This window comes from Pedobacter sp. (assembly GCF_965279535.1).
GTDB lineage: Bacteria > Bacteroidota > Bacteroidia > Sphingobacteriales > Sphingobacteriaceae > Pedobacter.
Genome location: NZ_OZ257244.1, coordinates 662870 through 682263 on the forward strand (window position 1 = coordinate 662870; position 19394 = coordinate 682263).

Consider the following 19394-nt stretch of genomic DNA (forward strand, 5'->3'; position numbering starts at 1 on the left):
ATCGATCTGGATCCACAGCGTAGCCAAGAAATTCTTTGAGTAAAATTTTTAATCATAATGAGTATATCCGGTTAGTTACTTACAGTTTCGTATTTTCGTTTTATTTTTTCCGGATTGCCGGCAAAATAAGCCCCTTCATGTTAATTAAATATTAATCGTAGGTTAAAGTATTGAAATGCACACTCAGTCTGTTGCGATTTATTTAATTTAAACTTACTTTATATTTCGTTAAATAAAATTAACAAAACAATTCGAAACTAATTATTATTATTTGAACACCAAATAAAAGTTGAAAACTTTCGTGCTCTACAGTACGAACGGATAGCAGATTCAAATTGCATTCAATCACAAAAAATGGCGAATAAAATAAAAAGAATATAGATTTAGTAATACAAAATGGATAAGATGGATGCTGAAAACCCTGGGAGATTTTATTTGTAATAATTTTATTACAAAACATAAATTTAGCGTTACCCCAAAACAAACAAAACGAAAGTCGCTCAACGTAACATTTTAGTGTAAAGAGAAAATGAAAGCTAAAGAAATCCTTAACTGCGCCCTACTGAGCTAAAAACATATTGAAGATATTTCCTTTTTAATGAAAAAACGCGTTCTAATAGAATAAGTGCCAGTACAGCAAAAACCAGTAAACCAAAGATATTAAATATGTAAAACACATAGCCAAATACACAGATCAACCTAAAACACTCCAGGTAGTAAATCCATTTTCTTTGTTCCAGTAAAGCACCAATATTAATCAGGGTAATTAACATAAATGCTAACAGCGACCACCTGTCTAAAATACTTAATCCGTTAAAGAACATCGTCATTCCGGTGAGCAGGACAACAACCAGGAGGAGCTGAATATTCAGATAGACTTTAAATTTTGGTTTTGTTGTAAACCTTTGTTTATCCTGAAAATATCGTTCTTCGAGTGCAGGGCGTATTTCCTGGTCCATTAATGCAGGGCTACCCATCACGGCGTTCCATTTGGCTTTAAATCCGTTAGCTCTTTTATAGGCCTCAACAATTTCCAGGTAGTAATGAAAATGCTGCCACAAAAAACTATAACTTTTAATGGGATGTGTTAAACCATATTGAGGTGCTTCTTCTTCTTCCTGGAAGGTTCCAAAAAGTTTATCCCAAAAAACAAATACATCACCATAATTCTTATCCAGGTATTTCTCATCAGATGCGTGATGAACACCATGAAGAGATGGGGTAATAAAAATCTTTTCCAGCCAGCCCAACTTTCCTACCAGTTGGGTATGTGTAAAAAACGAGTATGCTCCATGCACCAATAATATGGTAATAATCATATTGGGATGAAAACCTATTAATGGAAGTGTGCACCAAAATACATTTCTGAATATCGCCTGAATGGTTGTAATCCTTGCTGCTGCCGAAAGATTAAACTCTTCGCTCTGGTGATGAACAATATGTGCTGCCCATAAAATATTAATCTCATGCCCTAATCTGTGGTACCAATACCAAACAAAATCAGTAGCAAGTAAGAGTAAAATCCATACGTACCATCGGGTAGAAATATGCAGAAATGCATAATGATCATATATCCAGCAGTACAATTGATAAAAACTACCGGCAATAAAAAGATTTAATAACCGCTCGGCAATGCCCACACTAAAGTTAGCCACAGTGCTTTCATACTTAAAAACCTTAAGCCGCTTTTGTTGTTGTGCAATCTTAAATTCGATGAATACAAACAAAAAAAATGCAGGGATAGCAAATGCAAGGTAATTGATGGTCATTTCTTATAAATTGAAAAAGTTTCTATTGCTTAACGTTACAAACATAAAAATATTCTACTAAATACATAGAAATACTAGTCTAATAATTTACACTTATATTACTCCCTATTTGATTTATTGTTTGTGGTTTTAATTTATTTACAGAACTTCGGATTCAGAAAAGCATCATTTATGGCAACTAAAAAAAAGGCTGAAAATAACAACATCTTATCTATTGATATAGGTGGTACAAGTATAAAAACTGTTCTATTAGATGAGAACGGCAACATGCTATCCGAATACCTTAAAAGTAAAACTCCTGACGGAGCCACGCCAAAAGACATTGTATCGGGTATAGAAACACTTATAGAACCTATTCCTCAAACCTACGACCGTGTGTCTATTGGTTTCCCGGGTTATGTTAAGAATGGTATTGTAAAAACCGCTCCCAATCTGGCTAAAAATAAATGGGCAGATGTAGATTTGGCTCAGCGTGTTGCCAATGTCCTTAAAAAACCTGTAAGACTGGTAAACGACGCAGATCAGCAAGGTCTTGGTGTAGTAGAAGGAAAAGGATTCGAGATTGTTTTCACTGTAGGTACTGGTTTTGGTACAGCCTTACTTTTTGATGGAGAGTTATTACCTCATTTAGAACTGGCTCACTTCCCTATTAATAAAGAAGAAGATTATGATGATTATATCGGGAATAAGGCTTTTGAAAAAATTGGTACAGAACGTTGGAATAAGCGATTAAAAAAGGTAATCGATATTTATAAAACTGTTTTCAATTATGATAAGCTTTATATCGGCGGAGGAAACTCCAAGCAAATAGACTTTAAGCTGGAAGAGAACATTAAGCTGGTAACCAATAGAGATGGAATAAAAGGTGGTGCCAAACTTTGGAAACTGGCCGATAAATACAACATTTTTACGGTCAATCCGGAATAATATATATAATAAATCGGCAGAAGATCAGTAACTACAGAATATTACAAACAATTAACATCACATACTAAAATATTAATTTGTAAACCCTAATTTTGGAAGCATCCAAAAAAATTAAAAATGGCAAATAACGATTCAAAACAATATAAATTGGGAATGATAGGTTTAGGCACAATGGGCCGAAATCTATTGTTAAATATGGCAGATAAAGGCTTTTCTGTAACAGGATATGATAAAGATCATAAAATGATTGCTAAGCTGGAGGAAGAAGGTAAAAAGCATGACTTAGAAGGATTTGACAACATTGAAAATTTCATCAACAGCTTGCAAACCCCTCGCACCTTAATTTTATTAGTTCCTGCCGGACCAATTGTAGATAGTGTTATTGCTGAATTGAAGCCACTTTTAAGCAAGGGTGACATCATTATAGATAGTGGAAATTCTCACTTTACAGATACCAATCGCAGGGTTGACGAACTGGAAAAAGAAGGCTTGCATTTCTTTGGAATGGGAATTTCTGGTGGAGAAGAAGGCGCACGTTTTGGACCTAGCATGATGCCAGGCGGTGATAAACAAGCATACAATGTTGTAAAAGATGTTTTTGATGCCATAGCTGCAAAAGTAAATAACGATCCCTGCGTTACTTATATAGGGCCGGGAGCATCTGGCCATTTTGTAAAAATGGTTCATAACGGTATCGAATATGCCATAATGGAGCTGATTGCAGAAGTTTATGGTGTACTAAAAAATGGCTTAGGCTATTCAAATGATGAAATTTATAAAGTATTCAAAAAATGGAATGAGGGTCGTTTACAATCATTTCTTTTAGAAATTACTACTGAAATATTCGTTTTTAAAGACACTGAAACACAGAATGATTTGCTTGATCAGATTAAAGATGAAGCACGTTCAAAAGGCACTGGAAAATGGACTTCAGAAGTTTCTATGGAATTGCAATTACCTGTTCCAACCATCAACGAAGCTGTTTCTAACAGAGATTTATCTAAATTTAAAGCTTTAAGGGTTTCATTAGAACAGGCATTTGGTAAAAAAGATGGAAAGATTGATGTTACGGTTGATGAACTGGAAGATGCTTTCTATTTCTCTATGATCAGTGCTTATGCACAGGGTATGCACCTTTTAGTACAAGCATCTAAAGAATATCAATATAACTTGCAACTTCAGGAAATTGCTAAAATCTGGCGTGGTGGTTGTATCATCAGGGCTAAGTTTTTAGCAGATATTTATCAGGCATACGATAAAAACAATTCATTAGAGCACTTATTTGGTGACTCGGGAATCCAAACCATTATTAAACAAGTGTTACCAGGTACCCGCAAAACAGTTTCTGCCTGCATCAATGCAGGAGTGGGTATACCAGCCTTCGCTTCTACCCTAACCTATTTTGATACGATTACTACAGGTAGAATGCCTTCTAACTTGATTCAGGCACAACGCGATTTCTTTGGTGCACATACCTTTGAACGCATTGACAAAGACGGTGTATTCCATGCAGACTGGAATAAATTATCCTAATTTCTAAAAACGATATACGAATCCCAACAATAAAATGAAAACCAAAACCGCATTAAACCCCACGATATTTGTCATATTTGGTGGTACAGGTGATTTAAACAAGAGAAAGCTGGCCCCAGCGCTTTACAACCTATTCATTGAAGGCTATATGCCTGAGAAGTTTGCTGTAATTGGTACAGGTAGAACTGAATTTACTGACGACAGTTATAAGAGCGCCCTGGAAGAAGCTGTTAATGAATTTTCACGATCGGGAAAGGTTAAAAAGGATAAATGGGATGCATTTGGAAATACCATTCACTATTGTCCAACGGATTTTGCGCAACCCAAAACTTTCGAAAATCTAAAAGCGGCAGTTGATAAGTATCAGAAAGAATATGGACCGGATACACAGGTGATTTTTTACCTTGCCGTAGCGCCAAATTTCTTCCCTGTTATTGCAGAATGCCTGCAAAAATATAAACTTACTCAAGACGAAGACAATAGCCGTATCGTTATTGAAAAGCCTTTTGGTCACGATTTAGAGTCGGCAAAAGAATTGAATGCCCTCCTGAGCACCATCTTTACCGAAAAACAAATCTATCGTATTGACCACTATCTGGGTAAAGAAACGGTACAAAATATGATGGCCTTCCGTTTTGCCAATGCTTTATTCGAACCACTGTGGAACAGGTCGTATATCGATCACGTTCAAATCTCAGTTACCGAACAATTAGGTGTACAAGATCGCGGAGGATACTATGAAGGTGCTGGTGCATTGAGAGATATGATCCAAAATCACCTGCTACAATTATTGTGTTTAGTGGGAATGGAAGCACCTATCAATTTTGATGCGGATGAAATCAGAAACCGCAAAGTAGAGGTATTAAAGGCAATGCGTCCGTTCTCATCAGAAGATATCCGCTTCAGTACTGTTCGCGGTCAATACAGCAAAGGCTGGGTTGAAGGCAAGGAAGTACCTGGATACCGTTCAGAAAAAGGTGTTGATCCGCACTCGAATACCGAAACTTTTGCAGCCGTTAAATTCCATATCGATAACTGGAGATGGCAAGGCATTCCTTTCTATTTACGTACCGGAAAACGCCTAAATCAAACTTCATCATTAATTACCATTCAATTCAGGGATGTTCCTCACCAAATCTTCTCGGCTGGGGTTACCGAAAACTGGCAGCAAAACCGTTTGGTAATCAGTATCCAGCCAGAGATGAGTATTCGGATGCAAGTGCAGGCAAAACGCCCGGGACTGGATATGGTATTAAACCCTGTAGATATGGTATTTGATTACAAGGGCACCTATGAAGGTGATACCCCTGAAGCATATGAAACGCTGCTTTTGGATGCCATGATGGGCGATCAAACCTTGTTTATGCGTGGTGATCAGGTTGAAGCTGCATGGGAATTAGTAATGCCTATTCTGAATACCTGGGAAAGCAAAAAATCTATCAATTTCCCTAACTACCCGGCTGATAGCTGGGGACCGGAAGAAGCTGAAGCGCTAATTGCAAGAGATGGCTTCCACTGGTTCAATTTGCCACTGAAGAATAAAGACTAATCATTATTGTTTACTGAATTGATCTTCTTGTAGGGATCAATTCAGTTGGCAATTAAAAAAATATAAAATGAATCTACTGATATATAAAACGCTTGAAGAGTTAACTGAGGATTTAGCAGATTACGTAATCAAAATTGCTGAAATGTCTATCGAAGAAAATGACAGATTCAATTTTGTACTAACGGGTGGTAATTCTCCAAAGGCGCTTTATCAATTTTTAGCTAAGGAATGTAAACATCGTATAGACTGGGAAAAAGTTTATTTTTTCTTTGGCGATGAGCGAAATGTACCTGCTACCCACGAGAATTACAACGGTTTAATGGCTAAGAAAAATCTATTCGATGAATTGGGTACTGCCGAAGATCATATTTTCTATATTGATACCACACTTGCGCCGGAAAAAGCAGCTATCGAATATAAAAAAGCCTTAGATAAGCATTTTAAAGGCAATGATATTGTTTTTGACCTGATCCTTCTAGGAATGGGTGACGACGCACATACTGCTTCTATCTTCCCACACACTACTTTAGTAAAAGATGAAGAAGCTACGGTTGCTGCTGTTTTTGTTGAGAAGCTAAATACTTACCGCATCAGCTTAACTGCTCCTTTAATTAATAAAGCGGAAAATGTTGCTTTCCTGGTATTTGGAGAAAACAAAGCAGAAGCATTGAAGCATGTAATCAACGACACTGAAAAAAATGTAGATACTTACCCTTCTCAATTGATTAACCCATATGATGGTAAGTTGACCTGGTTTGTTGACGAAGCAGCAACAAAGTTGCTGGATTAAACCACTTACCAGATTACGAAGTCTCCTCTGTCGAAGACTTTGGGAGACTTCGTAATTTTATATTAACCTCTAAGCCAACTTCTCTTCGATCAGCATTTTAATTATACCATCTGCCATACCTACTTTAGGCACAAAAATTTGTTTAATTCCTGTCCATTTCATTAAAGTGAGGTAAATCTCGGCAGCAGGAATAATTACGTCTGCACGGTCGGGATTTAGCCCCAAAACATTAATCCGTTCTTTTAGCGAGTAACTATTCAGTTTGTTATACATTGAGTTCAGTTTCTGCACAGACAATGGTGCGCTCTCTTTCTCATCAGACATTCTGAAAAGTTTATTGATATTACCGCCTGTACCGATACCGGCAATATGCTTATAATTTTTTGTGTGTTCTTTTACCCACTCTTTCATTTCTTCCCAGGTTTCTTCCTTATCCTGATTATCCAACATCCGGATGGTTCCGATATTAAATGACCTGGAGGCCTCCGGAACACCTTTTACAAAAACAGAGAGTTCGGTACTACCACCACCCACATCAATATAGAGATAAGTTTTGTTCTCGTCTAATTCAGCTTCAATATGATTGGCGTAGATAATATTGGCTTCCCGCTGCCCTTCAATTATCTCTAAATCTAAATCTACTTCAGCCTTAATCAGTTTTACAATATCCATTCCGTTAGATGCCTCACGCATGGCCGAGGTTGCACAAGCAAGATACTCCGAAACATGATATACGTCCATTAGGTTTTTGAAAGCCAGCATGGTCTTAACCAGATCAGAACACTTTCTGGCAGATATTTTTTGATCCAGAAAGGCATCATCACCAAGGCGTAACGGTACCCGAATCAAAGTATTCTTCTTGTATTTGTATTTTCCTTCCTGCTTACTAATATCTGCAATAAGCAATCTTACTGCGTTCGAACCGATGTCTATTGCTGCGTATCTTAACATGATTTATTGGTGCTTCGTCTTAAGGTAATTGTATATGTCAACCTGTGCTCTAATCTTTTTGCTTAATCTGTTTTTGTGGTATTTATTATTATTAGCAGCATTAATCTGCCGCGCTTTGGTATTATCCTGTAGCTGAAGGTCGATAATATCCTGAATTTCTTGTTTTACCTCCGGATCCAGCACAGGGAAGCCCACTTCTACCCGATGTTCAAAATTCCTGCTCATTAAATCTGCTGAGGACAGATACATATCGTTCTTGCCATTGTTGCTAAAAATATAGACCCTGGCATGTTCTAAAAATTTATCGATGATGCTAATGGCAGTTATGTTTTCACTGAACCCTTTAACACCGGGCACCAGGCAGCATATCCCCCTGATAATCAACTGAATCTTCACCCCGGCATTGCTCGCTTCATACAATTTTGCAATGATACCTTCATCAGCAAGGCTATTCACCTTCAATAAGATATAGGCTATTTTGCCCTGTTTTGCATTTCGAATTTCCCGGTTGATGAAATTCACCAATTTCGAGCGACTTTCTAAAGGTGAAACAATCAGGTGTTTGAATCCTTTTGTTACTGTACGTTTATTGAGTGCATCGAAGAGCTTAACCAGGTCGTTGGTAATTTCCTTTTTCGCGGTAAAAATGCTGTGGTCACAATACAAACCAGCGGTTTTTTCATTAAAATTACCGGTAGCCAAATTTGCATAATAAACAGGTTTATCTTTCTCTATGCGTTTTACGAGGCAGATTTTGGAGTGCACTTTATAATCTGTCAGGCCGTAATTAACCTTTACGCCCTCTTCCATTAAACGGGTAGTCCAATAAATATTGGCCTGCTCATCAAACCTGGCTTTTAACTCCAGCAATACAGAAACAGCCTTGCCGTTCTTAGCCGCATTGATTAATGCATTAATTACTTTTGAATTTTCAGCCAAACGATATAAGGTAATCTGGATTTCCGTTACCTTCGGGTCTATTGCAGCTTCTCTTAAGAAAAGTATAATATAATCGTAAGACTGATATGGCAGATTGACTAAATAATCACGGTGTGCCACCTTTGCAAAAACACTCTCAGTACGGTGAAGTGCATGCACTTTGAGAGGTACATTAGGTGCATATTCAAGTTCTTTCTTTCCCACGTTAGGAAAGGCAATAAAGTCTCCAAACTTATGATAGCGGTTACCTGGGATCAGGCTTTCTGCCTCCAGTTTTAACTTATTAACTAATACCGTTAACATATTCAGCGGCATCGCCGAATCGTACAGCAAACGCATGGGTTTTCCTTTTTTGCGCTTTTCTAAACTGCTTTTAAGGTCATCAATAAACTTATCTGATATATTTTTATCAATATCCAACTCTGCATCGCGCGTAAGCTGAATGGAATAGGCCTCCAGTTGATCGTAGTTAAAAATGTAAAAGATATCATTCAGGCAATAGCGGATTATATCCTCTGCCATGATAATAAATTTTAAATCGTTTGTTTCTGGCAACACGAGAAACCTGGGCAAACTGGGTGGCATTTCAATCAATGCGTATTTTTCTTTGAGCTTGCTATCCTTTTTAGAAAGTTTAACAAAGAAATACAAAAACCTATCTTTTAGTTCCGGAAATGGCTTATCCATATCCAACATAATCGGTACCAGATTAGATAAAATCTTATCCCTGAAATGATTTTTTACAAAACTCCCCCTGCTTACATTGAGTTGGGTATCATTTAAAATGAAAATACGGTTTTGGGCAAGTTCATTAATAAGCGTAGCCTGAAACAATTGATCAAACTTTCGCTCCTGTTTAACTACGATCGTCTTAATTTCATTCAGAATCTTTTTCGGGTTAAATCCCAGTAAGGCCTTCGCCTTCTCATTCAGATTGGTTAGCCTGGTCATTGTGGCTACCCTAACCCTATAAAATTCTTCAAGATTGGATGAGTAGATAGATAAAAACTTAATGCGTTCAATCAAAGGCACGGTCTCGTCTGCAGCTTCCTGCAAAACACGTTCATTAAAATATAACCAGCTTATTTCGCGATTTAAAAATGGAATTTTCTTTTTACTCATCTAAAAAAATAAAAATCCCTGCCAAAACAGGGATGTTCAAAACTGCACATTAATTTGTTAAATTGATGTTAATTCATCCACCCATTAATGTTAACAAATCTACTTCCTGGTAGCAGGTTTTGCTGCTTTTTTTTCGGCAGGTAGGGCTTTAGCTGCACTGGTTTTTGCTGTTGATGCCTTTACGGTGCTTGTTTTTGGTGCTGCAACTTTAGTGGTCGTCACTTTCTTTACCGGGGTTACTGTTTTTTTTACTTCCTCTGATTTTGGAGCTTGAGTACTGGTAACCGGTTTTGCGGCAGCTTTTTTAACTGCAGCAACAGGTTTTGCCAACACTTTCTCTGCCTTTTCTTCTGTTGCTATAGCCGCAACTTTAACGCTCTGAACCACTGGTTTTGCTTTAGAAACAGCTTTTTTAACCACCTTTTGAGCAGTTTTCTCTGCTTTACTTATCGTTTTACCTGCAGTCTTTTTAACTTCCTTTTCTTTTGCTCTGGATGAAGATACCAGATCATCTATCTTATGGCCCACATCGGCTTTAATAATCGTAAACTTTTTGGTGAGCTTTTTTGCCACCCGCTTACTGGCTTTAGCAATCTCCGTACTAATCTCTGACACATCGTGGCCTAAACTTTTAACTACGTCTAAAAACTGGCTGGTTAACGATTGCTCTAACTGCTTCTTAACTTCTTTTTTAGTAATCTTTTTTTGAGACTTGCCTTTAGTGGTTTTCATATTATTTTTCGTTTTTTTGTGAGGTTGATAATTTTCAATTAAATCTACTTATTTTTTTACTTTAAAGCCATAGCTATGCCCTCTTTTGATATTGTAAGTAAAGTTGACGCGCAAACCCTTGATAATGCAATTAATAATGCCAAAAAGGAAATCCTGAATCGTTATGATTTTAATGGTTCAAAAAGCACTGTCGACCTGGATAAAAAAACGAACATGATTAAAATCGTTACTGAAGATGACATGCGCCTGAAAGCCATTACAGATTCCATTATATCCAGAATGATGAAACAAAATCTCGACCCAAAAAGTTTGGATTTTGGAAAGGAATTTCAATCTTCTGGTAACATGATTACCAAAGAAATTACTGTAAAAGAAGGTTTAGACAAGGAAGCTGCTAAAAAAGTAGTCGCCAAGATTAAAGCCAGTGGATTGAAAGTTCAACCTGCTATTATGGACGACCAGGTGCGCGTAACCGCCAAAAAAATTGATGATCTGCAGGCGGTAATCAGCTTATGCAGAGGGGAAGACTTTGGACAGCCACTCCAGTTTATTAATATGAGGAATTAAGGTAGTTAACTGTTTAATCGGTGAATTGTCTAATTGTTGAATCGAAAGTAAAAACCTCAGCACCAGAGTCTTCTCAATATCTTGATACCTGATACTTGATACTTGATACTGTATAATCGGTGAATCGTTTAACTGTTGAACCGAAAGTAAAAGCCTCAGCACCAGAGTCTTCTCGATGTCTTGATACCTGATAGTAGATACTCGATACTGTATAATCGGTGAATCGTTTAACTGTTGAACCGAAAGTAAAAGCCTCAGCATCACAGTCTTCTCAATATCTTGATACCTGATACTTGATACTTGATACTGTATAATCGGTGAATTGTTGAATCGAAAGTAAAAGCCTCAGCACCAAACTCTTCTCGATATCTTGATACCTGATACTAAATACTTGATACTAAATACTAAACTATGCAAATAAGCGAAAACGGATTTATTTTTTCTGATCAAAAAGAATTGCTTCAGGTTAAGGCTATTCACAGATACTTGAGTGAAGAATCTTACTGGGCTAAAAACATCCCTTTAGAGATTGTACAGAAGTCTATAGCACATTCACTGTGTTTTGGTATATACAAAGATCAACAACAGGTAGGTTTTGCCCGTTGGGTAACGGATCGGGCTACTTTTGCGTATTTGTGTGATGTGTATGTGGAAGAGCAATTCAGAGGACTGGGTTTGTCTAAAAAGTTAATGTCTTTTATGATATTCCATCCCGATTTGCAGGGCTTGCGTCGTTATCAACTGGCTACATTAGATGCTCATGGATTGTACAGTCAATTTGGTTTTAAAGCTTTAGAAAACCCCGATCGACAAATGGCCATTGTAATTGAAAATGCCTACTTGCACCAGGAATAATGATCAGCATTCCACCATTCAGTCATTCAGTCATTCAATCATTCCATCATTCAATCATCCACTCATTCAATCATTCACTCATTAATTAAAAACCATTTCAATTTGAACGTGTTTTCAATACACATCAAAACATTGAAAACATGAATAGCAATAAACACTTTTTTATAGGAGCTGCGCTTGCTTTAGCAATAGGCATGCAGGCTTGTCAAACGGCTGATAAGAAATCATCTACAACAAAAGATAGCGTAACGGGCGATACCAATATGGTTAACGGAAACCATGTAACAGGTGCGGAAAGTACAGAAAGTGGATTGGATGAGGCTGGTGCAACCTTTTTAAGAAAAGCAGCAGTTGGTGGTTTAATGGAAGTAGAAGCTGCAAAAATTGCCGCGAAAAATGCCGGCAGTGTAATTGTTAAAGATTTTGCATCAAAAATGCTGACTGATCACACCAAAGCCAATACAGAATTAAAGGCACTGGCTCAAGAAAAAAAGATTATTACACCAGATGCACTACCAGCAGAAGATCAGATACATATAGATGCGATGAAGAAAATGAAAGGTGATGCTTTTGATAAACATTATATGGAGATGATGGTTACTGATCACGAAAAAACAGTTGCTTTATTTAAACTAGGCGCACAAAATCGCGATGCATCTTTAAAAAACTGGGCTACAAAAACCCTGTCAGTTATCGAAACGCATGACAGCCTGGCTAAAAAAATGATTTCAGAAATGAAATAATCTTTTGACTTAAGTGAAAAAATCCCAGAATCGAAAAATTCCGGGATTTTTTTTGCTTAATTGATAAGCGAAAATCATCATTTTTGAGACATATTACAATTATGATAAAAATTAAAATTATATTTCGGCGTTAAAATGAAAATTAAATAAATGGATAAGAGCATATTTTTTAAATCGCTATTTGGCGTAGCATTATTAAGCTCAGTTTCTTTTTTAGCCTCAGCGCAAAAACCAAACTGGCAAAACCTTGACCTTAAAACAGATACGACCTTTGGTATCAGCACAGAAAAAGCATATAAAGAACTCCTCAAAGGTAAAAAACCTGTAAAAGTTATTGTAGCAGTTAATGATGGCGGTGTTGAAGCCACACATGAAGACCTAAAAACAATCATGTGGCTAAACAAAAAAGAAATAGCAGGGAATGGAAAAGACGATGACAAGAATGGCTATGTTGACGATATCCATGGCTGGAACTTTATCGGTGGGCCAAAAGAATCTATCAATTACGAGACTTTGGAACTCACCCGCTTGGTTCGTCGTGACCAGGATCGTTTTGCAAATACTACTGATGCCAACGTTGCCGAAAAAGATAAAGCTGATTTCGATGCTTTTAAGAAAGCCAGAACAGATTTAGAAAAACAATTAGGCGAAGCAAAAGCTAATTTAGCAGGATATGCAGGGTTCAAAAATGCTTTAGACGGGGTTGTTAAAAAAATTGGCAAAGAAAATCCGTCGTTAGAAGATTTCCAGAATTTCAAACCTTCAACGGATGTGGAAGGAAGAATTCAAAATGCCTTAACTGGTGCTTTGAAGGAAATGAGTTTCAAAGACTTCTATAACGATGAAATTATGGAAGGTTATGATCATTTTAAACAGCAGGTAGATTACAACTTAAATGTTGACTATAATCCGCGTACTATTGTAGGTGATGACCCCAATAACAGCAAAGAGAAATTTTATGGAAATAATGATGTAGCTGGTCCTGATGCCATGCACGGTACGCACGTTGCAGGTATTATCGCGGCTGACAGAACCAATAAATTAGGTATCACTGGTGTAGCGAATAGTGTTGTAATTATGGGAGTTCGTTGTACCCCTAATGGTGATGAGCGTGATAAAGATGTTGCCAATGGCATCCGATATGCTGTGGATAATGGTGCTAAAGTAATTAACATGAGCTTTGGAAAGGCTTACAGCTGGGATAAAGCGGTAGTGAACGAGGCGATGAAGTACGCAGCTTCCAAAGATGTATTAATTGTACAAGCTGCAGGAAATGAAAATAAAGATATTGATGTAGAGACCAATTATCCAAATCACAAAGATTTAGATGAGAAAACAATTGCGTCGTGGATTACAGTTGGAGCCTCAGGCCCGAAAGATGATGAAACCTTGAAAGCCAGCTTCTCTAACTTTGGTAAAACACAGGTAGATGTTTTTGCTCCGGGGGTTCGCATTTATTCAACAGTTCCGGGATCTAAGTACAGAAATTTAGATGGTACCAGTATGGCTTCTCCGGTAGTTGCCGGTTTAGCAGGCTTAATCCGCTCCTACTATCCAAAATTAAGTGCTGCTCAGGTTAAGGAAATTATCGTAAAATCAGTAACCAAAGTTAACCACAATGTAACTTACGCTAAGGGTGAAGGTCCTGCTGCAGAAAAAGTATCTGTTCCTTTCTCTGATTTATGCATCAGTGGCGGTATTGTTAATGCTTACGAAGCATTAAAGCTAGCTGCAACTTACAAATAAGCTTAAGAATACTGACCAACAAAAAAGGGCGAATCTAAATTGGATCGCCCTTTTTTGTTGTTTAATATTTCTCGTCCTACAGCGTAGCCATATCAATTACAAAGCGATATTTCACATCACTTGCCAGTACGCGCTCATAAGCTTCATTCACGTAATCAATATTAATCACCTCAACTTCAGAAACTATATTATGCTCCGCACAGAAATCTAACATTTCTTGTGTTTCAGGAATTCCGCCAATGCTAGATGCGGTTAGCGCCCTGTTTCCATGCATTAAAGCAGATCCTGGAAACTTAAGCGGTTCTGGTGGCAATCCGACACAAATATGTACCCCGTTTATATTCAGCAACTTGAAATACATTTCATAGTTGTGCGGTGCTGAAACCGAATCGATTATAAAATCGAAGTGCTTAGCATATTTTATTAAGGCTTCCGGGTCTTTCGTAATCACAAAATGATGTGCACCAAGCTTCCTGGCATCTTCTTCTTTTGACGGGGATGTACTTAAAACCGTTACTTCGGCACCGAAAGCAACAGCAAACTTAACTGCCATATGGCCTAAACCACCTAAACCCAAAACGGCCACTTTATGTCCCTTGCCTATTCCCCACCTTTTAATTGGTGAATAAGTGGTAATTCCTGCACATAATAAGGGAGCGACTCCACTTAGGGGTAATTTTTCAGATACGCTAACAACAAATTCTTCTGTGCAAACAATTTTGTTAGAATACCCTCCATAAGTAGGTGTTTTTTTATCGCGTTCAACGCTGTTGTAAGTCCATACTGTTTCGCCTTTTTCGCAAAACTGCTCTTGTCCCCCCTGGCAGGTAGGACATTCCTTGCAGCTATCCACCATACAACCAATACCAGCCAAATCCCCTACTTTAAATTTGCTCACCTGGCTTCCAACCTCAGTAATCCTTCCTACAATTTCGTGTCCAGGTACCATTGGATATCTGGCTGGCCCCCATTCGCTTCTCACCTGATGAATATCAGAATGACAAATTCCACTAAATAAAATCTCTATTAAAACATCTTTAGGCCCTACATTTCTTCTTTCGAAATTCCATGGAGCCAATCTATCGGTTTGGCTGTGAACAGCGTATCCTTTTGCAGCTATCATATAATTAAATTTTAGGCAAAACTAGAACATTAGCTTTTAGGCTTGGTCATATCATATTCATTTCCGAAAACGGATAAACTAAGCCAAAACCTTATCTGGTGTAATGGGCAATGTTCTGATGCGTTTTCCTGTGGCATTGAAAACCGCATTGGCCACAGCTGCCGAGAAACCAATCAAAGCAATCTCTCCCATTCCCTTGGCACCCATTGGATTAATAATCGGATCGGGTTTATTAATGAAATGTACTTCAATTTCAGGAACATCTGCGTTAACCGGAACATGATAATCGGCAAAATTGTTGTTAATGTATCGACCATAACGGTGATCAATAACAGATTCCTCAGTTAAAGCCATGCCAATTCCACCTACCGCACCGCCTACCATTTGGCTCCTCGCCGTTTTCGGACTAACGATGGTGCCCGAATCACCTACAGATACAATTTTACTCACCTTAACCACCCCAGTAAGCTGGTGAACCTTTACCTGTACAAAATGGATAGAAAATGAGTAAAGAGAATAATTATCCCTTTCTTTACCTGCCTGGCTTTCTTTCGTTACTTCTATGGAAGGGAGATTATTTTTCTTCAATACATCAACAAAATTGGCTGTAGCAGACATATTGGAATTTGCAGCTAATTCTGCAATAGTTGATTTTAAAGCAACACAAACATCATTTACTGCAGATCCTACGGTAGATAGCGTAGCGGAACCGCCCTGGCTTGGTGCGGGTGGTAAGGAAGAATCACCTAATTCGAAGGTAATTTTTTCTACAGGAATATTCAGGAGCTTGTGTGCAATCAGTGTCATTCCAGTGCCTGTTCCGGGACCTATATCGCTGGTTGCACTTTGCAGCAATAAGCTCCCGTCTGCTTTTAAAACTCCTTTAACACTGGCCTTTCCCCTATTTGCATTAAAAACACCAACACTTACCCCATAACCGGTTTGCCAGGCTCCATCGATTATACTACCCGGCTTATTTTTTCTCTGCGACCAACCAATCTTTTCAGCTCCTATCTTATAGGCCTCTTTAATATTTTTACTGGAAAAGGGTTTATTTTTTTGTTGATCGATTTCAGGATCATTCTTGATACGAAAGTCCAAAGGATCCATATCTAAAGCATGCGCCAGTTCATCAATTGCACTTTCCAGCGCAAAAGCACCTGTAGCCTCTCCTGGGCCTCTCATCCAGATAGGCACGCCTAAGTCAACCGGCACAATGGTATAAGCCGTATTCACGTTATCACATTGATACATGAATTTAGCCATGTTGACCACACCCTCTGTAAAGTTTTCGTAGGTGGAGCTTTCACCAAATGCAGCATGGGTGATACCCGTTAATTTACCGTCTTTTGTGGCACCTAAGCCCACTTTTTGAAAGGCGGCAGGTCTATTACCCACCATAGTAAACATTTGCATGCGGGTGATGACCAATTTTACAGGTTTACCTAGGTGTTTAGACGCCATCACGGTGGCGATCTCCAGTGGCCAGGTTCTCAAGCCCATTCCAAAGCCGCCGCCTACAAATTCCGAGTTAACCTGAATATTACCCAGCGGGATTTTAAAGACATTGGCAATGGTATTCTGAGTCGCTTTCACGCCCTGTGTTTTCGCATAAACCGTTACCTGATTATTAGGCTTCCAATCGGCGATAATCCCATGTAATTCCATCGGATTATGCGTTTCTATTGGCAGATTGTATTCTGCTTCAACTTTAATTTCTGCAGTTTGATAAGCATTTTCGATGCCTCGCTTGTAGTTGGGCTGTCCTTGTAATTTTTTAGCATTAGCATCTTTTAATGCTTTTTGCAAATCGGTATTAAATGTTTCCTGCTCATAGCTGGCTTTAACCAAACTCGCCGCATAGGTAGCCCGCTCAAAAGTATTGGCTACTACTATAGCTATCGGTTGCCCATTGAAGAAAATTTTATCTGTATAGAATATTTTCATAGCCGAACCGCCTTCCTGTTCGTACAAAGGGGCTGAAGGCTTATTCAAATGAGAGAGTACCGCAATTACACCTGGAGCTTTTTCAGCCAATTTTGTATCCAGACTGGTAATTCTACCTTTAGTTACCGTACTGGTAACCAACACGCCATAAGTGAGTCCGGGCAGATCAAATTCTGCAAAATATTTAGCCTGTCCGGTTACTTTTAGTACACCATCAACCCGGTCGTTTTCATCTTTGATCATTAGATTTTTCATCATTATGCTTTAGATTTGGCAAGGTTCAACGCCTCAATTATTGTATTCGGAGCCAGTTTCAATTTAAAATCATTTTCACCATAGCCCTTGGCGTTAGTCATAGCCAACTGCGCTGCCTGCCGAAAGTTCTCTAAAGTAGCCTGTTTTCCTTTCAAAAATGCTTCGGAAGCAGTTAATCGCCATGGTTTGTGCGCTACACCTCCCATAGCCAGCCGAACATCTTTAATTAAATTATCCTGAAGCTCAATTGCAGCAGCAACTGATACCAAGGCAAATGCATAAGAGGCCCTGTCTCTGACCTTTAAATAATGAATATGTTTGGTAAGCTGACTGACAGGAATTTCTAATCTCACAATTAATTCATCAGCCTTTAAGTTATTATCTAACTGCGGTGTATCTCCAGCTAAGCGATGAAAATCTTTAAATAAAATTTTACGTTCTCCTTTCCGTCCTGCTAATACAACTTCCGCATCTAATGCTACTAAAGCTATGCACATATCGCTTGGATGGACAGCAATGCAACTTTCAGAAGTACCAAAAATAGCGTGCATCCGGTTAAAACCACCTAAAGCACCGCATCCTGATCCTGGCTTACGTTTGTTGCAAGGCATTTCAGTATCGTAAAAATAGCCGCATCTGGTACGTTGCATCATATTGCCGCCTACGGTAGCTACATTCCTAAGCTGTGCAGATGCCCCTGCTTCCAGGGCCTGAGCCAGAAGGGGTAACTTCTCTTTAATCAAAGCATTTTCCGCTACAGCCGAATTGGAAGCCAAAGCCCCAATGTGTATTTTGTTCCCTACCTGTTCAATCTGCTTTAACGGAATATGATTAATATCGATCAACTTTTCCGGAGAGGCTACACCACGTTTCATCAAATCGATCAGATTCGTTCCACCTGCAAGAAATTTAGCGTTTTTATCTTTTACTAATAAAGAAATGGCAGATTTTACGCTGGTGGTTCGGAGGTATTGAAAATTAATCATACTACTTTTCCCCCTTTCTTAACCTCAACAATTGCATCAACTATATTAGGGTAAGCGCCACATCTACAAATATTTCCACTCATAAACTCACTTATTTCTGCTCTGGAGTTGGCATGTCCTTCGCGGATACAGGCTACTGCCGACATAATCTGGCCGGGTGTACAGTAACCGCATTGAAAGCCGTCATGCTTGATAAAAGCCTGTTGGATGGGGTGAAGTTCATCTCCATTAGCCAATCCCTCAATGGTGGTTATCTTTTTACCCTCATTCATTACTGCCAAACTCAGACATGCATTCACACGAACCCCATCAACATGCACCGTACAAGCACCACATTGACCATGGTCACAACCTTTTTTTGTGCCTGTAAGGTGTAGTTCTTCTCTCAGAAAATCTAAAAGTGTTACCCGAGGCTCAATCTTGGTTGCGTAAGCTTTATTATTCACTGATAATTTGAGGGGTATTTTTTCAAATAATTCAGCAAAACTTTCATCTACTTGATTTTCGGCTGCTTTAACAGCTACCGCTGGCGTTAAGGCAATTGCGGTGATTAAAGAGCTCTTTTTAAGGAAATCTCTTCGGGTATCGCCGCGTTGAGGGTGTTTCTTGTCGGATGATTCCATAGATTGGGATGATAATAAGTTGTTTATCTAAGTTCGTGATAATCTATCTAAAAAAGGATGGATGCAAAAATTTAGAACAATTCTAATTGCGTTTTTGTGCTGGAAAAGTTTTAAGTGGTGTGTTTTAAGTTGTAAGTCTGGGTTACGCTAACTCAACTCTGTGTGCTCTCTGTTTCTCGGTGGTTAAATGAGCTTCAAGTAAACTTAAAACAGATTATATTAACGCCCCTCATTCTC

General features: G+C 38.4%; 16 protein-coding genes. 8 read left to right on the plus strand and 8 right to left on the minus strand.

Features of this window, described 5'->3' with window-relative positions:
- Window positions 1-548 precede the first annotated feature (548 nt).
- Window positions 549-1769 carry a sterol desaturase family protein gene (locus tag ACQY77_RS02470; protein WP_421939571.1) on the minus strand — a complete coding sequence of 407 codons (1221 nt, stop codon included), beginning with the start codon at window positions 1767-1769 and terminating at the stop codon, window positions 549-551.
- 171 nt (window positions 1770-1940) lie between these two features.
- Between ACQY77_RS02470 and ACQY77_RS02475 the strand changes: the two genes are divergently transcribed.
- From ACQY77_RS02475 to pgl, 4 genes are all read left to right on the plus strand, one after another.
- Window positions 1941-2696: an ROK family protein gene (locus ACQY77_RS02475; protein ID WP_421939570.1), complete on the plus strand. Its 756-nt coding sequence runs from the start codon at window positions 1941-1943 to the stop codon at window positions 2694-2696.
- 117 nt (window positions 2697-2813) lie between these two features.
- Complete coding sequence (gene gndA / locus ACQY77_RS02480) at window positions 2814-4229, plus strand: NADP-dependent phosphogluconate dehydrogenase (RefSeq protein ID WP_421939569.1); 1416 nt, start codon at window positions 2814-2816, stop codon at window positions 4227-4229.
- 34 nt (window positions 4230-4263) lie between these two features.
- Window positions 4264-5778 carry a glucose-6-phosphate dehydrogenase gene (gene zwf, locus ACQY77_RS02485; RefSeq protein ID WP_421939568.1) on the plus strand — a complete coding sequence of 505 codons (1515 nt, stop codon included), beginning with the start codon at window positions 4264-4266 and terminating at the stop codon, window positions 5776-5778.
- Window positions 5779-5845: 67 nt separating this feature from the next.
- Entirely contained in the window at window positions 5846-6568 is a 723-nt protein-coding gene (pgl, locus tag ACQY77_RS02490) for a 6-phosphogluconolactonase (protein WP_421939567.1), read from the plus strand.
- A gap of 69 nt (window positions 6569-6637) precedes the next feature.
- Here pgl and ACQY77_RS02495 read toward each other — a convergent pair whose 3' ends face one another.
- The 3 genes from ACQY77_RS02495 to ACQY77_RS02505 all read right to left on the minus strand — a co-directional run bounded on the left by ACQY77_RS02495 (window position 6638) and on the right by ACQY77_RS02505 (window position 10312).
- Window positions 6638-7519, minus strand: a complete 882-nt coding sequence (locus tag ACQY77_RS02495) for an exopolyphosphatase (protein ID WP_421939566.1) — start codon at window positions 7517-7519, stop codon at window positions 6638-6640.
- A gap of 3 nt (window positions 7520-7522) precedes the next feature.
- Window positions 7523-9580: a polyphosphate kinase 1 gene (ppk1, locus tag ACQY77_RS02500; protein ID WP_421939565.1), complete on the minus strand. Its 2058-nt coding sequence runs from the start codon at window positions 9578-9580 to the stop codon at window positions 7523-7525.
- A gap of 99 nt (window positions 9581-9679) precedes the next feature.
- Complete coding sequence (locus ACQY77_RS02505; RefSeq protein WP_421939564.1) at window positions 9680-10312, minus strand: hypothetical protein; 633 nt, start codon at window positions 10310-10312, stop codon at window positions 9680-9682.
- A gap of 75 nt (window positions 10313-10387) precedes the next feature.
- On the opposite strand from ACQY77_RS02505, the gene ACQY77_RS02510 reads away from it, so the two are divergent.
- The 4 genes from ACQY77_RS02510 (at window position 10388) to ACQY77_RS02525 (ending at window position 14223) form a co-directional block, all read left to right on the plus strand.
- On the plus strand, window positions 10388-10879 hold the full coding sequence (locus ACQY77_RS02510) for a YajQ family cyclic di-GMP-binding protein (RefSeq protein WP_421939563.1): 492 nt from the start codon (window positions 10388-10390) through the stop codon (window positions 10877-10879).
- Between the two features lie 411 nt (window positions 10880-11290).
- Window positions 11291-11734: a GNAT family N-acetyltransferase gene (locus ACQY77_RS02515; RefSeq protein WP_421939562.1), complete on the plus strand. Its 444-nt coding sequence runs from the start codon at window positions 11291-11293 to the stop codon at window positions 11732-11734.
- Window positions 11735-11874: 140 nt separating this feature from the next.
- Entirely contained in the window at window positions 11875-12477 is a 603-nt protein-coding gene (locus ACQY77_RS02520; protein WP_421939561.1) for a DUF4142 domain-containing protein, read from the plus strand.
- Between the two features lie 150 nt (window positions 12478-12627).
- On the plus strand, window positions 12628-14223 hold the full coding sequence (locus ACQY77_RS02525) for a S8 family peptidase (protein ID WP_421939560.1): 1596 nt from the start codon (window positions 12628-12630) through the stop codon (window positions 14221-14223).
- A gap of 76 nt (window positions 14224-14299) precedes the next feature.
- Here the strand turns inward: ACQY77_RS02525 and ACQY77_RS02530 are convergent, their stop codons facing one another.
- The 4 genes from ACQY77_RS02530 to ACQY77_RS02545 all read right to left on the minus strand — a co-directional run bounded on the left by ACQY77_RS02530 (window position 14300) and on the right by ACQY77_RS02545 (window position 19157).
- A complete protein-coding gene (locus ACQY77_RS02530; RefSeq protein ID WP_421939559.1) occupies window positions 14300-15346 on the minus strand; it encodes an NAD(P)-dependent alcohol dehydrogenase in 1047 nt (348 codons plus the stop codon).
- Between the two features lie 78 nt (window positions 15347-15424).
- The gene (locus ACQY77_RS02535; RefSeq protein WP_421939558.1) at window positions 15425-17551 is read right to left on the minus strand and encodes a xanthine dehydrogenase family protein molybdopterin-binding subunit; all 2127 of its coding nucleotides are present in this window, start codon (window positions 17549-17551) and stop codon (window positions 15425-15427) included.
- Entirely contained in the window at window positions 17551-18534 is a 984-nt protein-coding gene (locus tag ACQY77_RS02540) for an FAD binding domain-containing protein (protein WP_421939557.1), read from the minus strand. The genes ACQY77_RS02535 and ACQY77_RS02540 overlap by 1 nt, the downstream gene beginning before the upstream one ends.
- The gene (locus ACQY77_RS02545) at window positions 18531-19157 is read right to left on the minus strand and encodes a (2Fe-2S)-binding protein (RefSeq protein WP_421939556.1); all 627 of its coding nucleotides are present in this window, start codon (window positions 19155-19157) and stop codon (window positions 18531-18533) included. Before ACQY77_RS02545 ends, ACQY77_RS02540 begins: the two co-directional genes overlap by 4 nt.
- Window positions 19158-19394 lie beyond the last annotated feature (237 nt).